At 59.2% G+C, this 20,335-nt stretch carries 19 protein-coding genes and 2 pseudogenes; 9 read left to right on the top strand and 12 right to left on the bottom strand.

Going from position 1 to position 20,335, the window contains the following annotated elements:
• Positions 1-21: 21 nt before the first annotated feature.
• The 6 genes from E4P82_RS15520 to E4P82_RS15495 form a co-directional block, all read right to left on the bottom strand.
• The gene (locus tag E4P82_RS15520) at positions 22-405 is read right to left on the bottom strand and encodes a response regulator (RefSeq protein ID WP_169249735.1); all 384 of its coding nucleotides are present in this window, start codon (positions 403-405) and stop codon (positions 22-24) included.
• Positions 366-977, bottom strand: a complete 612-nt coding sequence (locus E4P82_RS15515; protein WP_312915313.1) for a chemotaxis protein CheW — start codon at positions 975-977, stop codon at positions 366-368. The genes E4P82_RS15520 and E4P82_RS15515 overlap by 40 nt, the downstream gene beginning before the upstream one ends.
• Before the next feature lie 81 nt (positions 978-1,058).
• Positions 1,059-4,310: a methyl-accepting chemotaxis protein gene (locus E4P82_RS15510; protein ID WP_169249734.1), complete on the bottom strand. Its 3,252-nt coding sequence runs from the start codon at positions 4,308-4,310 to the stop codon at positions 1,059-1,061.
• A gap of 69 nt (positions 4,311-4,379) precedes the next feature.
• Positions 4,380-5,330, bottom strand: a complete 951-nt coding sequence (locus E4P82_RS15505; RefSeq protein ID WP_169249733.1) for a chemotaxis protein CheB — start codon at positions 5,328-5,330, stop codon at positions 4,380-4,382.
• A 99-nt stretch (positions 5,331-5,429) separates the two neighbouring features.
• Entirely contained in the window at positions 5,430-6,272 is an 843-nt protein-coding gene (locus tag E4P82_RS15500; protein WP_169249732.1) for a response regulator, read from the bottom strand.
• Between the two features lie 741 nt (positions 6,273-7,013).
• Positions 7,014-7,859, bottom strand: a complete 846-nt coding sequence (locus E4P82_RS15495; protein ID WP_169249731.1) for an SDR family oxidoreductase — start codon at positions 7,857-7,859, stop codon at positions 7,014-7,016.
• Positions 7,860-8,094: 235 nt separating this feature from the next.
• Here E4P82_RS15495 and E4P82_RS15490 point away from each other — a divergent pair, with 235 nt between their 5' ends.
• The 5 genes and pseudogenes from E4P82_RS15490 to phoU all read left to right on the top strand — a co-directional run bounded on the left by E4P82_RS15490 (position 8,095) and on the right by phoU (position 13,579).
• Positions 8,095-9,141: a PstS family phosphate ABC transporter substrate-binding protein gene (locus E4P82_RS15490; RefSeq protein ID WP_420887125.1), complete on the top strand. Its 1,047-nt coding sequence runs from the start codon at positions 8,095-8,097 to the stop codon at positions 9,139-9,141.
• Between the two features lie 81 nt (positions 9,142-9,222).
• Positions 9,223-10,601, top strand: a pseudogene (gene pstC / locus E4P82_RS15485) (phosphate ABC transporter permease subunit PstC).
• Entirely contained in the window at positions 10,594-11,907 is a 1,314-nt protein-coding gene (pstA, locus tag E4P82_RS15480; RefSeq protein WP_169249730.1) for a phosphate ABC transporter permease PstA, read from the top strand. The pseudogene pstC and the gene pstA overlap by 8 nt, the downstream one beginning before the upstream one ends.
• 29 nt (positions 11,908-11,936) lie before the next feature.
• Positions 11,937-12,827 (top strand): phosphate ABC transporter ATP-binding protein PstB, encoded by an 891-nt coding sequence (pstB, locus tag E4P82_RS15475; protein ID WP_169249729.1) that lies wholly within the window; start codon positions 11,937-11,939, stop codon positions 12,825-12,827.
• A 29-nt stretch (positions 12,828-12,856) separates the two neighbouring features.
• Positions 12,857-13,579, top strand: a complete 723-nt coding sequence (gene phoU / locus E4P82_RS15470; protein WP_169249728.1) for a phosphate signaling complex protein PhoU — start codon at positions 12,857-12,859, stop codon at positions 13,577-13,579.
• A 67-nt stretch (positions 13,580-13,646) separates the two neighbouring features.
• Here phoU and E4P82_RS15465 read toward each other — a convergent pair whose 3' ends face one another.
• From E4P82_RS15465 to E4P82_RS15445, 5 genes and pseudogenes are all read right to left on the bottom strand, one after another.
• Complete coding sequence (locus E4P82_RS15465) at positions 13,647-14,531, bottom strand: DUF1028 domain-containing protein (protein ID WP_169249727.1); 885 nt, start codon at positions 14,529-14,531, stop codon at positions 13,647-13,649.
• A gap of 17 nt (positions 14,532-14,548) precedes the next feature.
• Complete coding sequence (locus E4P82_RS15460; protein ID WP_169249726.1) at positions 14,549-15,031, bottom strand: cupin domain-containing protein; 483 nt, start codon at positions 15,029-15,031, stop codon at positions 14,549-14,551.
• Entirely contained in the window at positions 15,028-15,774 is a 747-nt protein-coding gene (locus E4P82_RS15455; protein ID WP_169249725.1) for a HesA/MoeB/ThiF family protein, read from the bottom strand. Before E4P82_RS15455 ends, E4P82_RS15460 begins: the two co-directional genes overlap by 4 nt.
• 32 nt (positions 15,775-15,806) lie before the next feature.
• Complete coding sequence (locus tag E4P82_RS15450; protein ID WP_169249724.1) at positions 15,807-16,142, bottom strand: type II toxin-antitoxin system HicB family antitoxin; 336 nt, start codon at positions 16,140-16,142, stop codon at positions 15,807-15,809.
• Positions 16,139-16,394 (bottom strand): annotated as a pseudogene (locus tag E4P82_RS15445) (type II toxin-antitoxin system HicA family toxin). Before E4P82_RS15445 ends, E4P82_RS15450 begins: the two are co-directional and overlap by 4 nt.
• 71 nt (positions 16,395-16,465) lie before the next feature.
• Here E4P82_RS15445 and E4P82_RS15440 point away from each other — a divergent pair.
• From E4P82_RS15440 to E4P82_RS23250, 4 genes are read left to right on the top strand one after another with little or no spacing between them, the layout of a single operon-like run.
• Positions 16,466-18,385, top strand: coding sequence for an ATP-binding cassette domain-containing protein (locus E4P82_RS15440; RefSeq protein ID WP_169249723.1), 1,920 nt, complete (start codon positions 16,466-16,468; stop codon positions 18,383-18,385).
• A 56-nt stretch (positions 18,386-18,441) separates the two neighbouring features.
• Positions 18,442-18,651, top strand: a complete 210-nt coding sequence (locus tag E4P82_RS15435) for a type II toxin-antitoxin system VapB family antitoxin (protein WP_169249722.1) — start codon at positions 18,442-18,444, stop codon at positions 18,649-18,651.
• Positions 18,638-19,042: a type II toxin-antitoxin system VapC family toxin gene (vapC, locus tag E4P82_RS15430; RefSeq protein ID WP_169249721.1), complete on the top strand. Its 405-nt coding sequence runs from the start codon at positions 18,638-18,640 to the stop codon at positions 19,040-19,042. Before E4P82_RS15435 ends, vapC begins: the two co-directional genes overlap by 14 nt.
• 40 nt (positions 19,043-19,082) lie before the next feature.
• Positions 19,083-20,057, top strand: a complete 975-nt coding sequence (locus tag E4P82_RS23250; RefSeq protein WP_312915303.1) for a DUF4351 domain-containing protein — start codon at positions 19,083-19,085, stop codon at positions 20,055-20,057.
• Here the strand turns inward: E4P82_RS23250 and E4P82_RS15420 are convergent.
• The coding region (locus E4P82_RS15420; RefSeq protein ID WP_169249719.1) for a hypothetical protein at positions 20,047-20,335 on the bottom strand (289 nt) is incomplete at its 5' end. The two genes, E4P82_RS23250 and E4P82_RS15420, sit on opposite strands and share 11 nt — an antisense overlap.

Below are 20,335 nucleotides of genomic sequence, written 5' to 3'. Positions count from 1 at the left end.
GATTGGAATCGGGCGATCCGGCTAATCCTCGATTCCAGTTATCTCGGTTCTTTCCAGATTTTCAATCAGCTTGAGAATTTCTTGCGATTTATGCTTGTTGATGAAGCCTATGGCGTGCAACCGTTTGACATCGTCGCGGTATTTCTCCTCTTCCAGATTGGAAAGAAACAGGATACGAGCGGCGCTATCGTGCCGCAGGATTTCCCGAGCGGCACTCAGGCCGTCCATCTCGTCCATGGTAATATCCATGGTCACCAAATCCGGTCGCAACGACTTGTAAAGCTCCAAGGCTTCGAGGCCGTTTTTGGCTTCTCCGACAATCGTATGGCCTGGCGGCTTCAACACTTTTGAAATCAATTTTCTCATCATCGAAGAATCGTCAACAACCAGAATGCGTATACCCATTGCCCTACTCCACGCCTCTCATTCCTTGCGATTATCCCGCCAAACCACTCGAACGTTGTCCGCCCATGTTCACTTCCTTGAGCCGCTTGATTTCCTCCACCAGCAGAATACGATTGAAATCGAGCAGGATAAGCAAGCGTTCGCCAATATCGCAAACCCCCCTGAACGTATTGGCTCTCCAATCCCGCCACGACGATTTCGGGGGGCGGCTCGATGGAATCCCGCTCGATCTTGAGAACCTCGGTCACGGCATCCACGACAAAACCGGTGACCCTGCCAGCGATGTCCAGAATCAATACCCAGTTTTTGCCAGATTTTTCCCGATCAGTCGGTAAACTCAGTCGTCTGCGCAAGTCGATCACCGGGATGATGTTGCCTCGCAAGTTGGTGACCCCTTCAACGAAGGCTGGCGTATTGGGCACGGCGGTGATCGGCGCGCCTCGAATGATTTCCTGAACCATCAGGATATCCACGCCGAACATTTCCTTGCCGTTCATGAAGCCCACCAACTGCATGAGGTGGTCTTTCTCCTCAGCCTCATCCATTCGCCTGGTCGTATGTACATCAGCCATTTTCGCGCTCCTTTGGGTCTGCGTTCCGGACCGGGCCAGTCGGCTGATTACTAGCCGACCATGGCTCGATCCGGCGCCGCTTTAACCGGCCTGCCAGTTCGTGGACGCCATCGGCGTGATTGGAGCCTCGCTGTTGACGATCTTGAACTGCCGCACCTGCTCGCTGAGCCGGTGGGAGCCATCCTGCAATTCCTCGCTAAGCTTGACCACGCCGCCAGCACGTTCCACTGTTTGACGCGCGCCTTCGGCGGAGGCTTGCGCGATTTCCATGACTTTCTTCGAGCGTTGCGCTTGCAGGCCCGTCAGGTTGGTCATGTGCGCAGTGCGCTCCACGATACCTTTCATTTCGTCGCCGATGGCGCTAGCACCTTGGTTGGCCTCGGTCACCAGTTGAGCGATGATCCGTGACTGTTCCAGCAGCGTCGCCAGCGCCTTCTGCGCGGCTTCGCGGCGAGAACCCTGCTCGCCGGCCATGCCAGCGATCTGTTGCGCCAAAGCGTTGAGTTCGCTCACCAAGTTGCGCACCTGCTGGGTGTTGGAGACCAATAAACCGGCGGTCTTGGCAATGCCCTCGATCGCTTGCATGTTGATCTTGCCGCTCTCGTCGATCTTCACCAGTGCCTGCTGCGCCTCGTCGCTGAGCTTGGTACCTTCGCTGACGCGGGCGGTAGAGTCCTTGATCAAGCGAGTGATTTCCTTGGCGGCCTCCGAAGCCCGTTGCGCCAGCTTGCCGACTTCATCGGCCACCACCGCGAATCCTCGGCCGTGCGCACCCGCACGAGCGGCCTCAATGGCGGCGTTCAGCGCCAACAAGTTGGTCTGTTCGGCGATTTCCGTGATCACACCGATGATCTCGGAAATCTGTTCCGAGGATTCGGCGATGGAGCGCATGCCGCTCACGGTGGAAGCCACCGACCGGCTGCCGGCCTCGGCGGCCTGCGCCACCGACCGGCCGTACTCGGTGGCCTGCGCCACCGCCTTGTTCATCTCTTCCACCGCCTGAGCGATCTGGTTGACGGATTGAGTCACATCCACCACCTTCTCACCCTGTTGCCGCGCGGTTTCCACCACCTTGGCACCGGTCTGGCCCATTTCGGCGACACGATCCATGGTGGTGTTCACTTCCTGGTTCTGCGCGGTGGCAGACGTCGCCACGTCCTGCATGGCCTTCAGCAGCGAAACGACTGTGGTGTTGGAACGGTCCGCCGCTTCCTTCTGGGCGACCGACGCCTGCGATACTTCGCCAGCAGTGGCACCCATCTCCGAAATGATCTTGGCGGCGGTTTCGGACTGTTCCGCTTCGACCCGAGCGCGTTCGCGGTTGGCGCTCGCACGCTTGGCGACTTCGCTGGTGCTGGTGTCCACGACGGTCGCCGTGCTGCTCACCACCCCGAAGGCGTTGCGAACGACCTGCATCATCTGGTTGAACGCCGCCGACATGCGGCCGATTTCGTCCTTGCTTTCCACCGGCACGGCCAGCGTGAGGTCGCGGTTGGCGGCAATCTGGGTGATGGTGCCAGCCATGCGGGTGATCGGTCGGGCGATCAGACCGGCGACGAACAGCGCCAAGAGCGCGACGGCGACAGCGACCACGACCGCCATGACGGTCATGGCGTTTCGCAGCGCCGTCACCGGCTCGAAGGCCTCGGTCAGATCCTGCTTGACGAACACGATCCATTTCGAGCCGAGCGCGTCGATCGTCGTGAAGGCACCCACCACTCGGTGACCTCGGTAATCCTGATAAAACTCATTGATTTCCGAGGTTTTTCCCGCCACGATCGCGTCCACCGAAGCGTTGACGATGAGATGCTTATTTGGATCGGCGAACGAATCCTTGACGTTACGCGCGGAATCCTGGAGCGAGTCGGAACGCGCCAGCTTGTCCGAACCGATCAGGTAGGAATCACCGGATTTACCCAGACCCGAGCGATCCGCCATCAACTTGTTGGTCTCTGCAGCAGATACATGCTCGATCATCACCATCAGCACCTCGCCCTGTGAGATGACCGGGACGGCGATGAAACCGCGAGCTTCGTTGTTCCAGGGTGCGTAGGTTTCGAAGTCGGCGAAACCAATCTGTTTGGAATCGCGTACCTTCCGGAACAGCTTGGCCAAATTGGTATCGCTGTACGACCCATTGACTAAGTTGGTCAGATAGTCGGCACGATGGGCCACTGAATAAAACACTTCACCGTCCGGCGCGACCAACAGTAAGTCTGAAATATCGAAGCGCTTGATGTAGTCCTGATAATAGCTGGTCTTGGTGTTCTCGAAGTTAGCTGGTGTAAATAATTGTTCCATCGTACCGGCAGTGATGATGCCCCATTGCAAGCCAGCAATCTGCAAAGGCGCATACAGAGTGAGCTTAAACACCTTGTCAATCTCACCACGTTTCATTTCATATCCAGACTTGCCTGCCATGATGGCGTCGACATCAGCGCCAGCTTTCGGATCGCCAATCTTACCTTTGAGGACTACACGGTCACTGCGTAGCGTCACCCTATCGCCAAACTTGCCTACCAGATAGCTTTCGAACGACTCGGTCATGCCGGTGCGATCCTGCATGATGCTGTCAATGAACTCCGTGGGAATTTCGAACGCCAACATACCTAAATATTGGCCGTTACCGTCCACGATCGGCCCGCCAATGAATGCCGTCAGTGCATTGCCTGCTCCTTCATAGGCACTGTAATCCTCGATCCCCACCCGGTCGTGGGTCTTGTTGAAGAGGCGAGCCAGGCCGGAATCCTTGAGAGAACCCGTTTTTACGTTGCCGCCCAAATCCCCCTTGCCGGCGGAAGCAAACACTGCGTTGCCAGCAGCATCGATCAGCATGACTTCGCTGCCACCGGTGAGATGCGCGATCGCAGCGACGTTCTTTTGAGCCACGGTGTTGGCCTGCTTGTACTCGGGGCTGTCTAGCCCCTTGGCGAGAGCGGCGGTCAAGCGCTTCAGGTCATCCACCGTGGATGGGTTTTGGCGGGTATCCTCCACTGCTTTATAGAAATCGGCGAAATATTGCTCGATGCTCTTTTTCTTAGCATCATGCAAGGCTTGCTGCTTGCTTAGCGCCTCCACCCAAAAGTCCTTCACGGACTGGGCCATCATGGTGGCACCGACCGTCCGATTATTAAAATAGTTTGCCGCAAGTAGCTTCCGAGCATCGCGCACGCCTTCCGTCGCCTGAACGATTTGGGCTTCCAACACCTGGCTGGCTTGATTCAGAGCGTAATAAACGGCGACACCAAAGGGTATGAGACCGGTAATGAGGAACAGCGTGATCAGCTTCACCCTGAGACTTTGGTTGTTAAACCATAACCATAATTTATTCATTATTTAACCTCCAGACGGGTTTGAACTGGGATGCCGACAAAGCCAATGGGTAGAGTGATCATGGCGGTCTCATGGTAGTAGGCCATTAACGACGGTTGCGATTTTGACATCCGAAAGCACGAAGTCGGGTTGGCACCGGGCCAGCGCGGCTTGCGCCATGCCCTTATGCAGACAGCTTTGCGGGTTTTGCACGATGGCGACCCCGTCCATGCGATGAATTTCCTCCAAACCCTCGCTGCCATCCTCCCCGGAACCGGACAGGACGACGCCCACCGCTCGCCCTTTCATCGCTTCGGCGACGGAAAACATGAGCCGATCGATGGAACCGCGCCGCGAGGCGAACGGCGCGCGGTGAACCTGCAACATCAGCCGACCACTGTGGGCAGCGACGGTGAGATACTCCACGCCGGCGCCGAGGTAGCAGACGCCACCCTCCACCGGTTCGCCATCGATCGCCCGCTTGACCCGTACGCCACTGTGATCGTCCAGGTAGCGGGCGAAGGCATCGACGTGCCGCGGCGCGGCGTAGAGGACGGCCACATAAGCGACCGCCGAATCCGGGCGGAATTGCGGAATGATTTTCAACAAAGCGCCGTAGCCACCTTCGGCCGCCCCGAGTGCCACCACACAGTCGCAAGACTGCAATTCGGAAGGTGCGATGGCATGGTTACGTGGAACGGCGCGAATGTAGCGCACCGCATCAAGCGCCACGGCTGCGGCATGATTGACTTTGACGATGATGTCCTGAGCTTGCGCTTCCAATTCGCCACCATCCAGTCGAGTCGGTTTCGTGATGAAATCAACCGCTCCATAACGCAGGGTGTCGAATGTGGTCTTCTCCCCTTCCCGAGTCAGGGTACTCAGCATCACGGTGGGTGTTGGACTGCGAATCATCAAATGCTTGAGCGTGGTCAATCCATCCATGCCCGGCATGTTGATATCCAACGTAATCACGTCGGGGAACAAGTCGGGAAACGCTGGCCAGCGCTTCGAGGCCGTCGGCAGCCTCTCCAACAACATGAATTTTATCATCTGACTCGAAAAGATCGGTAATGAGCCTGCGCATGATCTTTGAGTCATCAACCACCAGCAGTTTACAGGGATCGTTCATAAAGAGACCTACTGGTTCGACAAATACTTGTTAATTTTTTCCAACAATTGATCAGGAGTAAAGGGTTTGGTCAAATACTCATCCGAGCCACCCATTTTTCCTCGCAATTTGTCGAGCAGACCATCTCTGGAGGTCAACATAATGACAGGCAGGTTTTTAAATTTATCGTGTTTTCTGACCATGGAAAGAACTTTATAACCATCTATACCCGGCATGATAATATCGAGCAACATCAGGTCCGGTTTTTCATCGTTCAACCGGGCAAAGGCAGCCAAACCGTTTTCCGCTTCCACAACAACGTATCCATTATCAAGCAGGGTCTTCCCGATCAATTTTCGAGTAACGGCACTATCTTCCACTATCAGAATTTTCTTGGCCGGTGCCGTGGTAATGCCACCGAAGTGTCTGGTTATTGGATCGTCTGTCGTCCGAGAAAGCGTGGGTTGCGCGGAAACGGCCGGTTGCGCCGGTTGCGAAAGAGTGGGTTGAGCAGGGGTTTCAATAGCAACACTTAATAAGCGAATTATTTCGGACGTACTCGGCAAAGGCCCTATGCTCGACTCGGCATAGGATAGGAAAATACGCTTGCTCGCAAAAGAATAGGTACCGCCCGTTATATTTCTAATAAATGGTATGGTGCTGGCCCCATGTTTAGCCCTGTAAGTTATGCCAATAATAACTCCATTTTTAATGACAAACCTGGCTGCTTGATTCTCTTCGGTGGTGATAAATAAAGTACCGCTCTGCTTTTCCTCGCATAGCCGTTGTAATTCCCAGACAAGCTTACAAAAGAAGGTTGGTTGATTCTCTTGCTGCACAGGAATTCCTTTCGAGTATTGAAGAGCGTACATGAACGCCTCATAGTTCTTATTGCGAGACTACGATTGCCTTTAAATTTTGTCAATTGTATAATTATAATACATAACAATGAGTTATTTGTTGGCTTAAGCCACCATAAATATTAATAAAAACATCATTTTTTTGTATAAATAATAATACATATATAACCTATATATTACTTTAGCCGAATTTTGACTAATCAGCACAAACCAACTCGCCCTAGCGCCTTCACAGGCAAGTCCGTCTTGGTCAAAATCGTGTATTAGCAAAAAATAGGACCATATTAACAAGTATTATTAATTACATGTTTTATATATATTTTATTTAAACGTCATAAACTCAAATCGCGCCAAAAATGACCAAATGTGACAAAAAAAAAGTCACTATTGAAGCAAAAAAATCTGCTTAGTAAAACAACCAGGACAGAAGGCTAAAATTTGATCGGTCAAGGAGAAGCTCCCTTCGACCGCATGCTGGCGACCCGGCTGGCGGGGCGCTGCGCTGCATCCATCGATTTCCTGAGCTGAGACCTGGAGCGGGGTTTGGCGACCGGGATCCACATCTGTCTGGTCGATGGCAAGGTGATGTGGTCTCTCCGCTCAAGCACATGCTTGATGTGGTCGATCTAAAGCACCGCCGACCACCGAAACAGCGGGGGCTGGATTTGCGCTCGATCATGCAGATCATGGCGCAACCGATGGCTTAACCGGCGATGACCGGCCAGTTTCCGGGCAGACCCGGATTTGCGCTCTTTAGCGCCGGCCCTCGCCGCCGGCCCGTCGCAGGATCGCATCCAATGCGCGGGTCGGTAGCAAACGTCGCAGCACGGCGAAGAAGTAAGTCGGCACGGTCACCGGGTAGCGCGCTTTCGGCTGTGGGCTTTCCAGCGCGTGAATCACCCGCTTCAGCACCGCTTCCGGCGACAGGGTGAACGGCACCGCTGGTCCTTGCTTGCGCAAGCGTGTTTCCATTGCCGCGTATTTTTCCCGGTGCGGACTGTCCTCGGCACGGATGTGCTGTCGATAAGCCGCATGGGCGTTGTCGCGGAACCGACTGAGAATCGGCCCCGGTTCGATCAGACAAACGTGAATGCCGGTACCGGTCAGTTCCAGCCGCAAGGTATCGGCCAAGCCTTCCAGCGCGAACTTGCTGGCGACATATGCGCCCCGATAGGGAAACGCCACCAACCCCAGCACCGAACTATTAAATAGAATCCGTCCCCCGCCCTGCCGGCGCATGACCGGGATGAGCCGATTGGTGAGTTCCAAGGTACCGAATAGATTGGTCTCGAACTGCTCCCGCAGCGCCTCGCGGCTCAAATCTTCGACCGCGCCCGGCTGACCGTAGGCACCATTGTTGAACAGGGCGTCCAATCGGCCGCCGGTGCGCTCCAGCACCGCCGTCACCGCCGCGTGGATGGACACCGAATCGCGCAAATCCAATACTAGACTCTCCAAGTCATCGGCTTGCAGGCGAGTCACGTCAGCCGGCTGACGCGCCGAGGCGAACACCCGCCAGCCCCGCGCCCGCAAACCCTGGGCAACCTGGAATCCAATGCCGGAAGAACAACCCGTGATCAAAATACTTCCACTGCTCATCGCCACCTCGCGTGATGGAACCGCAAACCCACGGCTCTCATCGTTGGTTCGTTACCGCCGCCCGCGCCGCTCGTCATGGCCCGCCAATCCCTACATTGCAATAAAACTGACATATAAATGAAATATAAAGGCCGTCTTGCGGTAGTAATGTTGTTTTAGGGTTTCCAACCGATCCTCAGGATGAGGTCACCCCTAGCAAATTACCCACCCTAAATCAGGTACCCGGAGGCTATTCGTGCGCAAACAAAATATCATCCTCGCCATGGCCGCGACTTGCGCGCTGGCTGGCGTGGCCCACGCTCAGTCCGCCCGCGACTATATCAGCATCGTCGGTTCGTCCACGGTCTATCCGTTTTCGACCACGGTCGCCGAGCATTTCGGCAAGGCCAACAGCAAATTCAAGACCCCCAAGGTCGAAAGCACCGGCACCGGTGGCGGACTCAAACTGTTCTGCGGCGGCGTCGGCGTGCAATACCCTGACATGACCAATGCTTCCCGCAAGATCAAATCGTCCGAAGTGGAGAATTGCGCCAAGAACGGCGTCAAGGAAATCGTCGAAGTGAAGATCGGCTACGATGGCATCGTGGTCGCGTCCTCCAAAAAGACCAAGCCGATGTCGCTGACCCGCAAGGACCTGTGGCTGGCGCTGGCCAAGGAAATTCCGGAGCCGGGCACCGGCAAGCTGGTGGCCAATCCCTTGAAGACCTGGAAGGACGTCAACCCGGAACTGCCGGCCCAGAAGATCGAAGTGCTGGGTCCACCCCCGACTTCCGGCACCCGCGACGCCTTCGTCGAACTGGTGATGGACGAGGGCTGCAAGGATTTCCCCGCCATTAAGGATCTGGCAAAGAGCGACGACAAGAAAGCCAAGGCGGCCTGCGGCGCCATTCGCGAGGACGGCGCGTACATCGAGGCCGGTGAGAACGATAACCTGATCGTCAACAAGCTGGTGTCCAACCTCAACGCCCTGGGCATCTTCGGTTTCAGCTTCCTGGACGAGAACCTGGACAAGATTCAGGGCGAAACCATCGACGGCGTCCCCCCGAACTTCGAGAACATCGCCTCCGGCAAGTACCCGGTCTCGCGGCCGTTGTTCTTCTACGTCAAGAAGGCCCACGTCGCGGTCATTCCCGGCATGAAGGAATACATCGCCGAATTCACCAGTGAGAAAGCCGCCGGCAATGAAGGCTATCTCGCCGACAAGGGCTTGATTCCCCTGCCGCCGGCCGAGCGCAAGCAGGTCGCCGCCGACGCCAACAGCCTCAAGACCATGACCCCGTAACGGTCCTTTCCGCAACGCCGCCCGTCGCCGCGGATCTTTTCCGCGACGACGGCGGCGTTTTCGCATCCCGGTGACCGCCCCATGCTGTCCTATCTCCTGCTTATCCTGTTGCTGCTCAGCAGCGCCGCTTACTATCTGGGGCGCAACCGCGCCTTCAGGGTCGCCGCGACCATATTCGCAACCTGCATTCCCTGCCCAGTTTCTACGGTTCCTACACCGCCCTGTGGTGCGGTCTCCCGGCACTGATCGTGGTCACGGTCTGGGCGGTGCTGCAACCGGGCATCATCCTCGAACTGGTCGTGGCCGGACTGCCGCCGGAACTGCGCGAATTACCGCCGGATCGGCTCGGTCTGGTCCTCAACGACATCAAGAATCTGGTCAGTGGCAACATCGTGTCCGGCACGCCCGACCCCACCATCCTGGCCGCCGCCGAGCATTACCGAAACCTGCAACTGACCGGCCATGTTTGCTTGTGGATCGTCGCCTTGCTCCTGGCCACCGTTGGCATCGTTCACAGTTGGCGCGCAATCTCGCCAAAGCTGCGTGCCCGCAACCGGGTCGAACGAGTGGTCACGCTGTTGCTCATCGTCAGTTCGACCGTCGCCATCTTCACCACGATCGGCATCGTGCTATCGGTGCTGTTCGAATCCATTCGATTCTTCCACAAGGTGCCGCTGACCGACTTCCTGCTCGGCTTGCAGTGGAGCCCGCAGACCGCCATCCGCGCCGATCAGATCGGCTCTTCCGGCGCCTTCGGCATGGTGCCGCTGTTCGCCGGCACGCTGTTGATTTCCGGCATCGCCATGCTGGTCGCCGTGCCGATCGGGCTGATGTCGGCGCTGTACCTGTCCGAATACGCCAGCCCGAAGTTTCGCGCCACCGCCAAGCCGTTGCTGGAAATCCTGGCCGGCATCCCCACCGTGGTCTATGGTTTCTTCGCCGCCCTGACCGTGGCGCCGCTGATCCGCGATACCGGCACCGCGCTGGGCTTGCAGGTCGCCTCGGAAAGCGCGCTGGCCGCCGGGCTGGTGATGGGCATCATGATCATCCCTTTCGTGTCCTCGCTGTCGGATGATGTGATCAACGCCGTGCCGCAATCGATGCGCGACGGTTCCTACGCATTGGGCGCGACCAAATCGGAGACCATCAAGCGAGTCCTGCTGCCGGCCGCCCTGCCCGGCATCGTCGGCAGCATCCTGCTGGCGGTCTCGCGCGCCATCGGCGAAACCATGATCGTGGTCATGGCCGCCGGCCTGTCGGCCAATCTGACCGCCAACCCGCTGCAGGCGGTCACCACCGTCACCGTGCAGATCGTGACCCTGCTGACCGGCGATCAGGAATTCGACAGCGCCAAAACCCTGGCGGCCTTCGCCCTGGGGCTGATGCTGTTCGTCGTCACGCTGATCCTCAACATCATCGCCCTGCGCGTGGTGCGCAAATACCGAGAACAGTATGAATAAGTCAGACGATTCCGCCGCCACGCCGCCACGCCGCGACATCAAGGCCCTGGTCAACGCCGGACTCAAGCGCCGCCACGCCGCCGAACGGCGCTTTCGCTGGTACGGGCTGACCGCCATCAGCCTGGGGCTAGCCTTCGTGGTGCTGATGTTCGCCAACATCATCGGCAAGGGCTACCCGGCGTTCTGGCAGACTTACATCGAGCTGCCGATCACCTTCGATGCGGCGGTGATCGACCCCGCCGGTACCCGCGATCCGGAAACGCTGGCCAACGCCGACTACGCCGCGCTGATTCGCGCCAGCCTGCGCGGGCTGTTCCCGCAGGTCGAGGGCCGGCGCGACCTGCGGGCGCTGTATGGGCTGATCAGTTCCAACGCGCCGCATCGACTGCGCGGCGAAATACTGGCCGATCCCGCCCTGATCGGCACCACGCAAGTGATCCAGGTACTGGCCAGCGCCGAGGTCGACACCCTGGTCAAGGGCAACATCAATCGTGCCCTCGACGAATCGCTGCGGCCGATCTCCGATCAGGAAATCGCCTGGATCGACCAGCTCACCGCCGACGGCCGGCTGACAAAGCGCTTCAATACCATTCTGTTCAGCAACGGCGATTCACGCGAACCGGAACAGGCCGGCATCCGTGGCGCGCTGATGGGTTCCTTCTACACCCTGCTGATCACCTTCCTGCTGTCTTTTCCCATCGGCGTGGCGTCGGCGGTGTATCTGGAGGAATTCGCCCCCAAGAACCGCTGGACCGATCTGATCGAGGTCAACATCAACAATCTGGCGGCGGTGCCGTCGATCGTGTTCGGCCTGTTGGGGCTGGCGGTATTCATCAACTTCTTCGGTCTGCCGCGCTCCGCGCCGCTGGTCGGCGGCCTGGTATTGAGTCTGATGACCTTGCCGGTCATCATCATCGCCGGCCGTGCCGCCCTGACCTCGGTACCGCCCTCCATCCGCGAGGCGGCGCTGGGCATGGGTGCGTCCAAATTACAGATGGTGAGCCACCATGTACTGCCGCTGGCGATGCCCGGCATGTTGACCGGTTCCATCATCGGCATGGCCCGCGCCCTGGGCGAATCGGCGCCGCTGCTGATGATCGGCATGGTCGCCTTCATCGTCGACGTGCCGCGCGGCTTCACCGATCCCGCGACCGTGCTGCCGGTACAGATTTACCTTTGGGCCGATCTGCCGGAACGCGCCTTCGTGGAACGAACCTCGGCCGCCATCATGGTCTTGCTGGGATTCATGATTCTCATGAACGGACTGGCCATCGTCCTGCGCAAACGCTTCGAACGACGCTGGTAAGCGCCGCCAAAACCCAAGGATTCATTGCAATGAACACAACGACGATCGAAACCAAGACCGCCCTGGATGGCGCAGTGAATCCCGATGTCCGGGAGGCTCCGCTGTCCAGCGCCCAGATCACCGACTACGATCACCGGCAGACCGTCGGCAGGATCACGGCGGATAACCCGAAAATGGCCTGCCGCGAAGTCAACGTCTATTACAGCGAGAAACACGCGCTGCGGCAGGTCAGCCTCGACATCGGCGCCAACGAAGTCATCGCCTTCATCGGCCCGTCCGGCTGCGGCAAATCCACCTTCCTGCGTTGCCTGAACCGGATGAACGACACCATCGTTTCCTGTCGGATCACCGGGCATATCCAGCTCGACCAGGACAACATCTACGACAAGAGCATCGACGTGGTGCAACTGCGGGCTCGGGTCGGCATGGTGTTTCAGAAGCCCAACCCCTTTCCCAAGTCGATCTACGAGAATGTCGCCTACGGGCCACGCATCCATGGCATGATCAACGGCAAGGCGGAACTCGACGAGCTGGTCTACGCCAGCCTGGAACGGGCCGGACTGATCAAGGAAGTCGAAAAGCGGATGGACGAGCCGGGCACCAGCCTGTCCGGCGGCCAACAACAGCGGCTTTGCATCGCCCGCGCCATCGCCGTCAATCCCGAGGTCATCCTGATGGACGAGCCCTGTTCGGCGCTCGACCCCATCGCCACCGCCAAGATCGAGGAACTGATCGACGAACTCCGAGAGAACTACACCATCGTCATCGTGACCCACTCGATGCAGCAAGCAGCCCGCGTCTCCCAACGCACCGCCTATTTTCACCTGGGCGATCTGATCGAAGTTGGTGAAACCGACCAGATTTTCACCAATCCCCGGCACAAACTGACCGAAGACTACATTACCGGCCGCTTCGGTTGATACCCGCTCTCCATCGGGAGTACCCCAAAATGCCCATCAGTCATGATGCCCATACCGTCAAGCAGTTCGACGCACAGCTCGCCAACCTGCGCAACCTGGTGCTGGAAATGGGCGGGCTGGTCGAGGACCAGATCAAGAATGCCGTCAAGTCCCTGGATGACGAGGATCTGACCCTGGCCCGCGAGGTGATCGCCCGCGACCAGATCATCAACGGCCTGCAAGTCAAGATCGACGAAGACACCATCACCCTGATCGCCACGCGCCAGCCGGTCGGCAGTGACCTGCGGCTGATCATGTCGCTGTCCAAGGCCGTTACCGACCTGGAGCGGATCGGCGACGAAGCGGAAAAAATCGCCCGGATGACCATCAAGACCTACGATGTCGTCAGCAGCCCGCCCAGCGCCAAACTGTTGCGCGACGTGACGCCGATGGCCAAGCTGGCGACCGACATGCTGCACGGCTGCCTCGACGCCTTGGCCCGTGTGGATGTGGAGATGGCGGTGAACGTCGCCCGAGGCGACGATAATCTGGATCAGGAGTTCCAGTCGGCGCTGCGGCGACTGATCACCTACATGATGGAAGACCCGCGCACTATCGGTCATGCCATCAGCGTGTTGTTCATCATCAAGGCGCTGGAACGAATCGGCGATCATGCCAAGAACATCGCCGAGTACATCATTTATCTGGTCAAGGGCAAGGACGTGCGCCACGTCAGCATGGACACCCTGGAAAAGGACGCCTTGGCGGAGTGATACGAGCCGGCCCGCTGTCCACGGGCCAGCCGAGCACCCATCCCGCCACCTTGACGCCTGGTGACGGTCAGCGAGCGTGGCCGGGTTGCTTGAGCCAGAGCGCGTGTTTCCGGCGCATGTCTTCCAACACTTCCAGATCGATCCGGTCATCGTCGCGGATGCGCTCGTCGTAGTTCTCCCACCCCATGAAATCGCGCAGGATGCGGAGCAGTTCCTCGTCGTAGACGCCGGTGACCGCGCCTTTGTAAAAGCCGCGAGCATGCAGGATCTGTTGCAGTTCGTTGGCGATGGCGGTATCGATCCTGACCAGTTTGTCGGGATCGCTGCGCAAGTAGGTCAGCCGGTGGATGGCGTACAGGCGTTCGAGTTCGGTGATCGGGGTTGGATGGTCGCAGACCGAAATTTCCACGTAGCGATCGTCGAAACCGCCATAGCCGCCACCGGCCCGTTTTACCAGCAAGGCCGCCGATTGCTGGCCGCGCCGGTCGCCGCCGGCGGCCTGACCGGCCTGTAGCGCCGCCAGCAAGCGTTCGGCCAGCGGCCCGCGCGTCTCCTCGAACGCCCGCACCATGCCTTCCACCACACCCAGCCCAGCCAAGGTATTGCCTTGGGCCGAGCAATATTCGCCATGGTAATCACCGGCCCAGTCGAAACAGCGCGCGCCGGTGAAACTGGCGGTGCGCCCTTGCGCGTCGATGATCCCCACCTGCCGATAATCGCGCTGAGGATCGCCACCGATCAGGATTTCCAACGCCTGTTCGGGTGAAGCCCCGTTTTCCAACAACGCGAACCCGCGTGGGCCGAAACTGGTGTTGCAATAGGACTGGGTCGCCACCGCGCCTACCCCGGCCTTGGCGAACGGGATGGAAATGCCGACATTGGGGAACTTGGATTGCACGGCCACGCCCAGATCGCCGTTGGCCGGGTCGAAGGCGACGATGGAAAAAGTCATGGAGTTCTCCTCGCGGTTCAGGTGAGCCGTTCGATCAGCGCGGCATGTTGGGGATACTGATGGATGAGTGTAGCGCGGTTGGCCAGTTCGAAATCGGCGAAATCGAAACCGGGAGCCACGGTACAGCCCAGCAAACTGAAGCCGGCGGGATCGTCGACGGTCGCCCCGAACCAGCAGCCAGCGCGGACGACGATTTGCAGATGCTGGCCGGCGGCGGGATCGGCGCCCAGCTTCGTCGCGACGTAACCTTCCCGCCGGCCCAGGCGATGGAGGGTCAGCGCCGAACCCAGATGGAAATGCCAGAGTTCGTCCGACTTCAATCGATGCAGGCGGGAATGCTGGCCACCCTTCAGCAGGTAGAAAATCGCGGTCGCCACCGGGCGCGGCCCGGTCCGGTCCGGGAGATCCAAAGTGAGTTCGGCGGTGTGGCCGCGACGGAAATAGCCTCCCTCGGGATGCGGGGCCAGCCGCAGATGGGCGATCCAATCGTCGGCGGTCATGACACGCCGCCGCAGACCGGGCAAGCCGGATCGCGACGTACCTTCAGCGTCCGCCATTCCATCCGCTTGGCATCCAACAGCAACAGCCGACCGGCGAGCGTCTTCCCGAAATCGGTCAACACCTTGATCGCTTCCAGCGCCTGAATGCTGCCGACGATCCCGACCACCGGCGCCAGCACCCCGGTCTGGGCGCAGGTTTCGGGGGCCGTATCGGCATCGCGGTACAAGCAGCGATAGCAGGCACCCTCCTCGCCCGGCCGCCAGACCAGCACCTGTCCTTCCAGCCGGATCGCCGCGCCGGTGACCAGCGGCACGCCGGCCCGCACGCAAGCGGCATTGATCGCCAAGCGAGCCGGCAAGTTGTCGCAGGCATCCACCACCACGTCGGTCCGACGGACCTGCTCCCGCAATTCGGTCTCGTCCAAGGCTTGCGGAAGCGTCGCCACCGCAACCGAGGGATTGAGCGCCAACAGGGTATCGCGAGCCGATTCGACCTTGAGCCGGCCGATGTCGGCGGTACGGTGGACGATCTGCCGTTGCAAGTTGGACAGATCCACCCGGTCGAAATCGACCAGCGTCAATCGCCCCACCCCGGCGGCGGCTAGATACATCGCCACCGGTGAACCCAATCCGCCCAGACCGACGATCAGCGCGCGGGAGCGGCGCAAGCGCTCTTGCCCGTCGATGTCGAACTCCGGCAGCAGGATTTGCCGGCTGTAGCGCAATAATTCGTCGTCGGTCATATTGCCCTCAGGCCGGCTTGTCAACGAGGATCTTAAGACGAGACCGCCGCTTTGATGGTTTCTTTCGCCCACTCGTTCAGGCTCTTACCCTCGGCCTGCGCCCGCGCGACCGCCCTGGCGTGCAGTTCGGGGTCGAGCCGCAATATGAAGCGCCCCGAATAAGTCTTGCGCGGCTCGACTCCGTCCTCGGCGCACATGTCCAGAAACACCTTGAGAGAAGTGGCGCCTTCCTTGCGCAAATCCGCCACGTTGTCGGCATAGAAATCCGCTCCACCACTGAGACCGACGAACTCGCCACGAAACAGGCCGAGTTCCGGGTCGAAACTGACGACGGCCTGGTAGCCATCGATATCCAGCAAGTTGATCATGGCACTACCCCGTGCTGTTCCAGCCACTTGCGAATGCTCTCCACTGCCCCCCTTGTCGGTATGGGGGGATGGGTGCGGCCGGTGAAACACCCGCCGCTCACCAAACAATCGCACGCCAATACGGGACCCTTCTCGTTCGCTGACCTCCGCCCCCAACTCGCGGAATAGCGCCTCAATGTCCCGCCACGCGATGTTGGCGCTGATCGGACGTGCAAACAACGACTCAAGCGTACGCTGGCATTGGCGTTTCATGCTCGGAATGATACCAAATCATGGTATCTTCCCTTGTCTCTTTTCCATCGACATCCAGGATCATCCCGGTCTTGATCACCCTACGCCAACTCTCTCTGCAACGCGGCGGCAAGCCGCTGTTCGACAACGTGTCGCTGACCGTGCATCCCGGCTGGAAGGTCGGGCTGACCGGCGCCAACGGCAGCGGCAAATCCACTCTGTTCGCCCTGCTGCGCGACGAACTGCACCCCGACACTGGCGATCTCGACATACCATCGCGCTGGACGCCGGCTCACGTCGCCCAGGAAACCCCGGCCCTGCCGACGCCGGCGCTGGAATTCGTGCTGGACGGCGATGCCGAGTTGCGCCAGATCGAACGCGATCTGCTCGCCGCCGAGGCCGCTCACGACGGCACGCGGCAGGCGGAGTTACATGCGCATTTCGACACCATCGACGGTTACAGCGCCCGCGCCCGCGCCGGCAAGCTGATGGCCGGTTTGGGTTTCGCCGCCGATCAACTGGAACGGCCGGTCGCCGAATTCTCCGGCGGCTGGCGGGTACGGCTGAATCTGGCCCAAGCGCTGATGTGCCGTTCCGACCTGCTGCTGCTGGACGAGCCGACCAACCACCTCGATCTCGACGCCGTGCTGTGGTTGGAACAATGGCTGCGCACCTATCCGGGCACCTTGTTGCTGATCTCTCACGACCGCGACGTGCTGGACAACGTGGTCGATCACATCGTCCACATCGACCAGCGACGTATCACGCTTTACACCGGCAACTACGCCGCCTTCGAGGACCAGCGCGCGGCGCGGCTGGCCTTGCAACAGGCGGCCTATGAGAAACAACAGCGGGAAATCGCCCACCTGGAAAGCTTCATCACCCGCTTTCGCGCCAAGGCCACCAAGGCCAGACAAGCCCAGAGCCGCATCAAGGCGCTGGAGAGGATGGAGCGCATCGCCGCCGCTCATGTGGATTCGCCGTTCACCTTCGGTTTCGCCGAACCGGAACGCTTGCCCAATCCGTTGCTGGTGGTCGAGAAAGTGGCCGCTGGCTACGGCGAGCGCAAGATACTGGACAAGGTGAATCTGGTCATCGGTTCCGGGGCACGGTTGGGCCTGCTCGGCCCGAACGGCGCCGGCAAATCGACTTTGATCAAGCTGCTGGCCGGGGTATTGCCACCGCTAGCCGGGCGGATAACCGTTGGTCAGGGTCTGGCCGTCGGCTATTTCGCCCAACACCAGTTGGAGCAACTGCGGCCGGATTGGAGCGCGCTGCGGCATCTGCAAAAGCTGGACGAACGCGCCAGCGAGCAGGCATTGCGCAATTTCATCGGCGGCTTCGGCTTTAACGGCGACCGGGCGCTGGAACCGGTGGCACCCTTCTCCGGCGGGGAAAAGGCGCGGCTGGCGCTGGCGTTGCTGATCTGGCAACGGCCTAATCTATTGCTGCTGGATGAGCCGACCAATCATCTCGATCTCGACATGCGCCATGCCCTGACCTTGGCCTTGCAGGACTATCAGGGCGCGCTGATCGTGGTTTCGCACGACCGGCATTTGTTGCGCACCGTCACCGACGAGTTTCTGCTGGTGGCGGAAGGCCGGGCGCAACCCTTCGACGGCGATCTGGATGATTACCGCAACTGGCTGAACGAACAGCAGCGGGCCGCCAACCGAGACGCCGCGCCACGCACCACCGGCAACGGCGGCAACGCCGTCGAACGTCGCGAACAGAAGCGGCAGGAGGCGGAACGCCGCCAGCAGGCGGCGGTCAAGCGCAAACCACTGGAGCAGCGCATCAAAAAACTGGAGCAACGGCTGGAAAAGTTACACGGCGAACAATCCCGCTTGCATGATGAACTATTGGAACCGGCGCTGTATGAGGATGCCAACAAAAACCGGCTGAAGGAATTACTGTTGCGCAAGGCGCAGGTAGACAAGGAACTGGAGGAAATCGAAGGCGAATGGCTGGAGGCACAGGAGGCGTTGGAGGCACTGGCGAGTGAAGAATGATCGACAATTGTGCTCGCTCATTCAGGCACTTACACTGCACACATTAGGAGGTACATATGCGTACCAATATCGTACTCAATGATGATCTCATCAATGAAGCCATGCGGCTGGCCAAAGTCAAAACCAAGCGGGAAGCAGTAGACATCGCCTTACGGCGGTTCGTGGCGAGCCAGAAACAGCGGCGGATTCTCGAACTGGTTGGTCAGGAACTCATCGATCCCGATTACGACCATAAAGCGGCTCGTGCCGGCGATGATTTTGGTTGATACCTCGGCGTGGATCGGTCTGCTACGGAATGTTGACCGGCCAGCGGTCCATCACTTGAAACGGATATTGGATTCGGAAACGACCGTCGCCCTGACACCGCTGATTCTTCAGGAAATCCTGCAAGGCGCGGGTTCCGATGCTCATTTCGCCACCCTGCAACGGTATTTTGCCGACCTTCCTTTACTCGCATCCAACAACTTGACCGCAACGCATATCGCCGCCGCCCATCTGTATTGTCGTTGCCGCTGGGCGGGCGTAACCCCACGTAGTTCAAACGATTGCCTGATCGCGTGCCAAGCCATCGAGCATGACGTGGTGTTGTTGCACGATGACCGCGATTTCGAAGCGATTGCCCGAGTGGAGCCGCGCCTTCAATTGTTCGCCAGTTGAAAGCAATGACCGGAGAAAGAAACATTGGAGGCGCTGGCGGGTGAAAAATAAACCGAATGCAGGAAAGTCGCCTTTTTTCCAAAACGATTACGATTCACCCTGGAAAACCTTGTTGGAACGCTACTTCAAGGCGTTCCTGGAATGGTTTTTCCCATCGATTGCCGCCGATATCGACTGGACGCGCGGCCATGAATTTCTCGACAAGGAATTGCAACGAATCGCCCGGCGTGCGAAGGAAAAGCGCCGCTATGCCGACAAGTTGGCGAAGGTCTGGCGGCGGGACGGCACGGAAACCTGGGTGCTGATTCATATCGAAATTCAGGCAGGTTACGAGGCGGAATTTGCCGAACGGATGTTCGTTTACTACTACCGCCTGTTCGACCGCTACCGCCTGCCGTTGGCCAGTCTGGCGGTGTTGGCCGATGATCGGCCTCAATGGCGACCTGATCGTTATCAGCGCGACCTGTGGGGATGCGAAGTCAAGATGCAATTCCCGACGGTCAAACTACTCGATTACCAGTCGCGCATGGCGGAATTGGAAACCGCCGCCAATCCGTTTGCGCTGGCGACGGCGGCGCATCTGTTGGCGCAGGCGACCCGCCACGATGAACAGCAGCGTTTTTCCAGCAAGCTGGCGCTGACCCGGCGTTTGTATCAGCGCGGTTGGAATAAGCAGGAAGTCGTTGATCTTTATGAGTTCATGGATTGGTTGTTGGTCTTGCCGGAAACCTTGGAAGCGGCGTATCTTGATGAAGTTCAGGAATTGGAGGAGGACGCGAAAATGCGTTACATCAGCAGCGCCGAGCGGCTCGGCATGAAACGCGGGCATGAATTGGGCTTGCAACAAGGTTTGCAACAGGGCAGGACACTCTTGCTGCGACAACTGCGGAAGCGTTTCGGCGCGTTGCCGGACTGGGTGGAAACGCGACTACGGGAAGGAACGTCGGCCCAGTTGGAGCAATGGGCCGAACAAGTGCTGGACGCCGCAACGCTGGAGGCGGTTTTCAGGGAATAGCGCCGCGCTGGGCTTCGCGTTGTCCGCTGGCGGTCGCCATGTCCGGGATTGGGCCAAACACTTCCGCTGGATAGGTTCGCCATTCGCCGTCGATCAGTCCGCCGTAACCGAGATAACGCCAAGCGTCCGGGCTGGCGGCGATGAAACGGCCCCGATCGAGATCGGCGCTGGCGGATTCCCCTTCGGGCAGGTGACACAGTAGCGCCCGGCAATTTTTTTGTCGCCACGTCCCACAGCCGCACCGTCCCGTCGTCCTCCCCCGTCGCCAAGTAGCGCCC

This window comes from Candidatus Competibacter phosphatis, from assembly GCF_012939995.1.
GTDB lineage: Bacteria > Pseudomonadota > Gammaproteobacteria > Competibacterales > Competibacteraceae > Competibacter > Competibacter phosphatis.
This window is presented reverse-complemented; position numbering and strand designations above follow the sequence as displayed.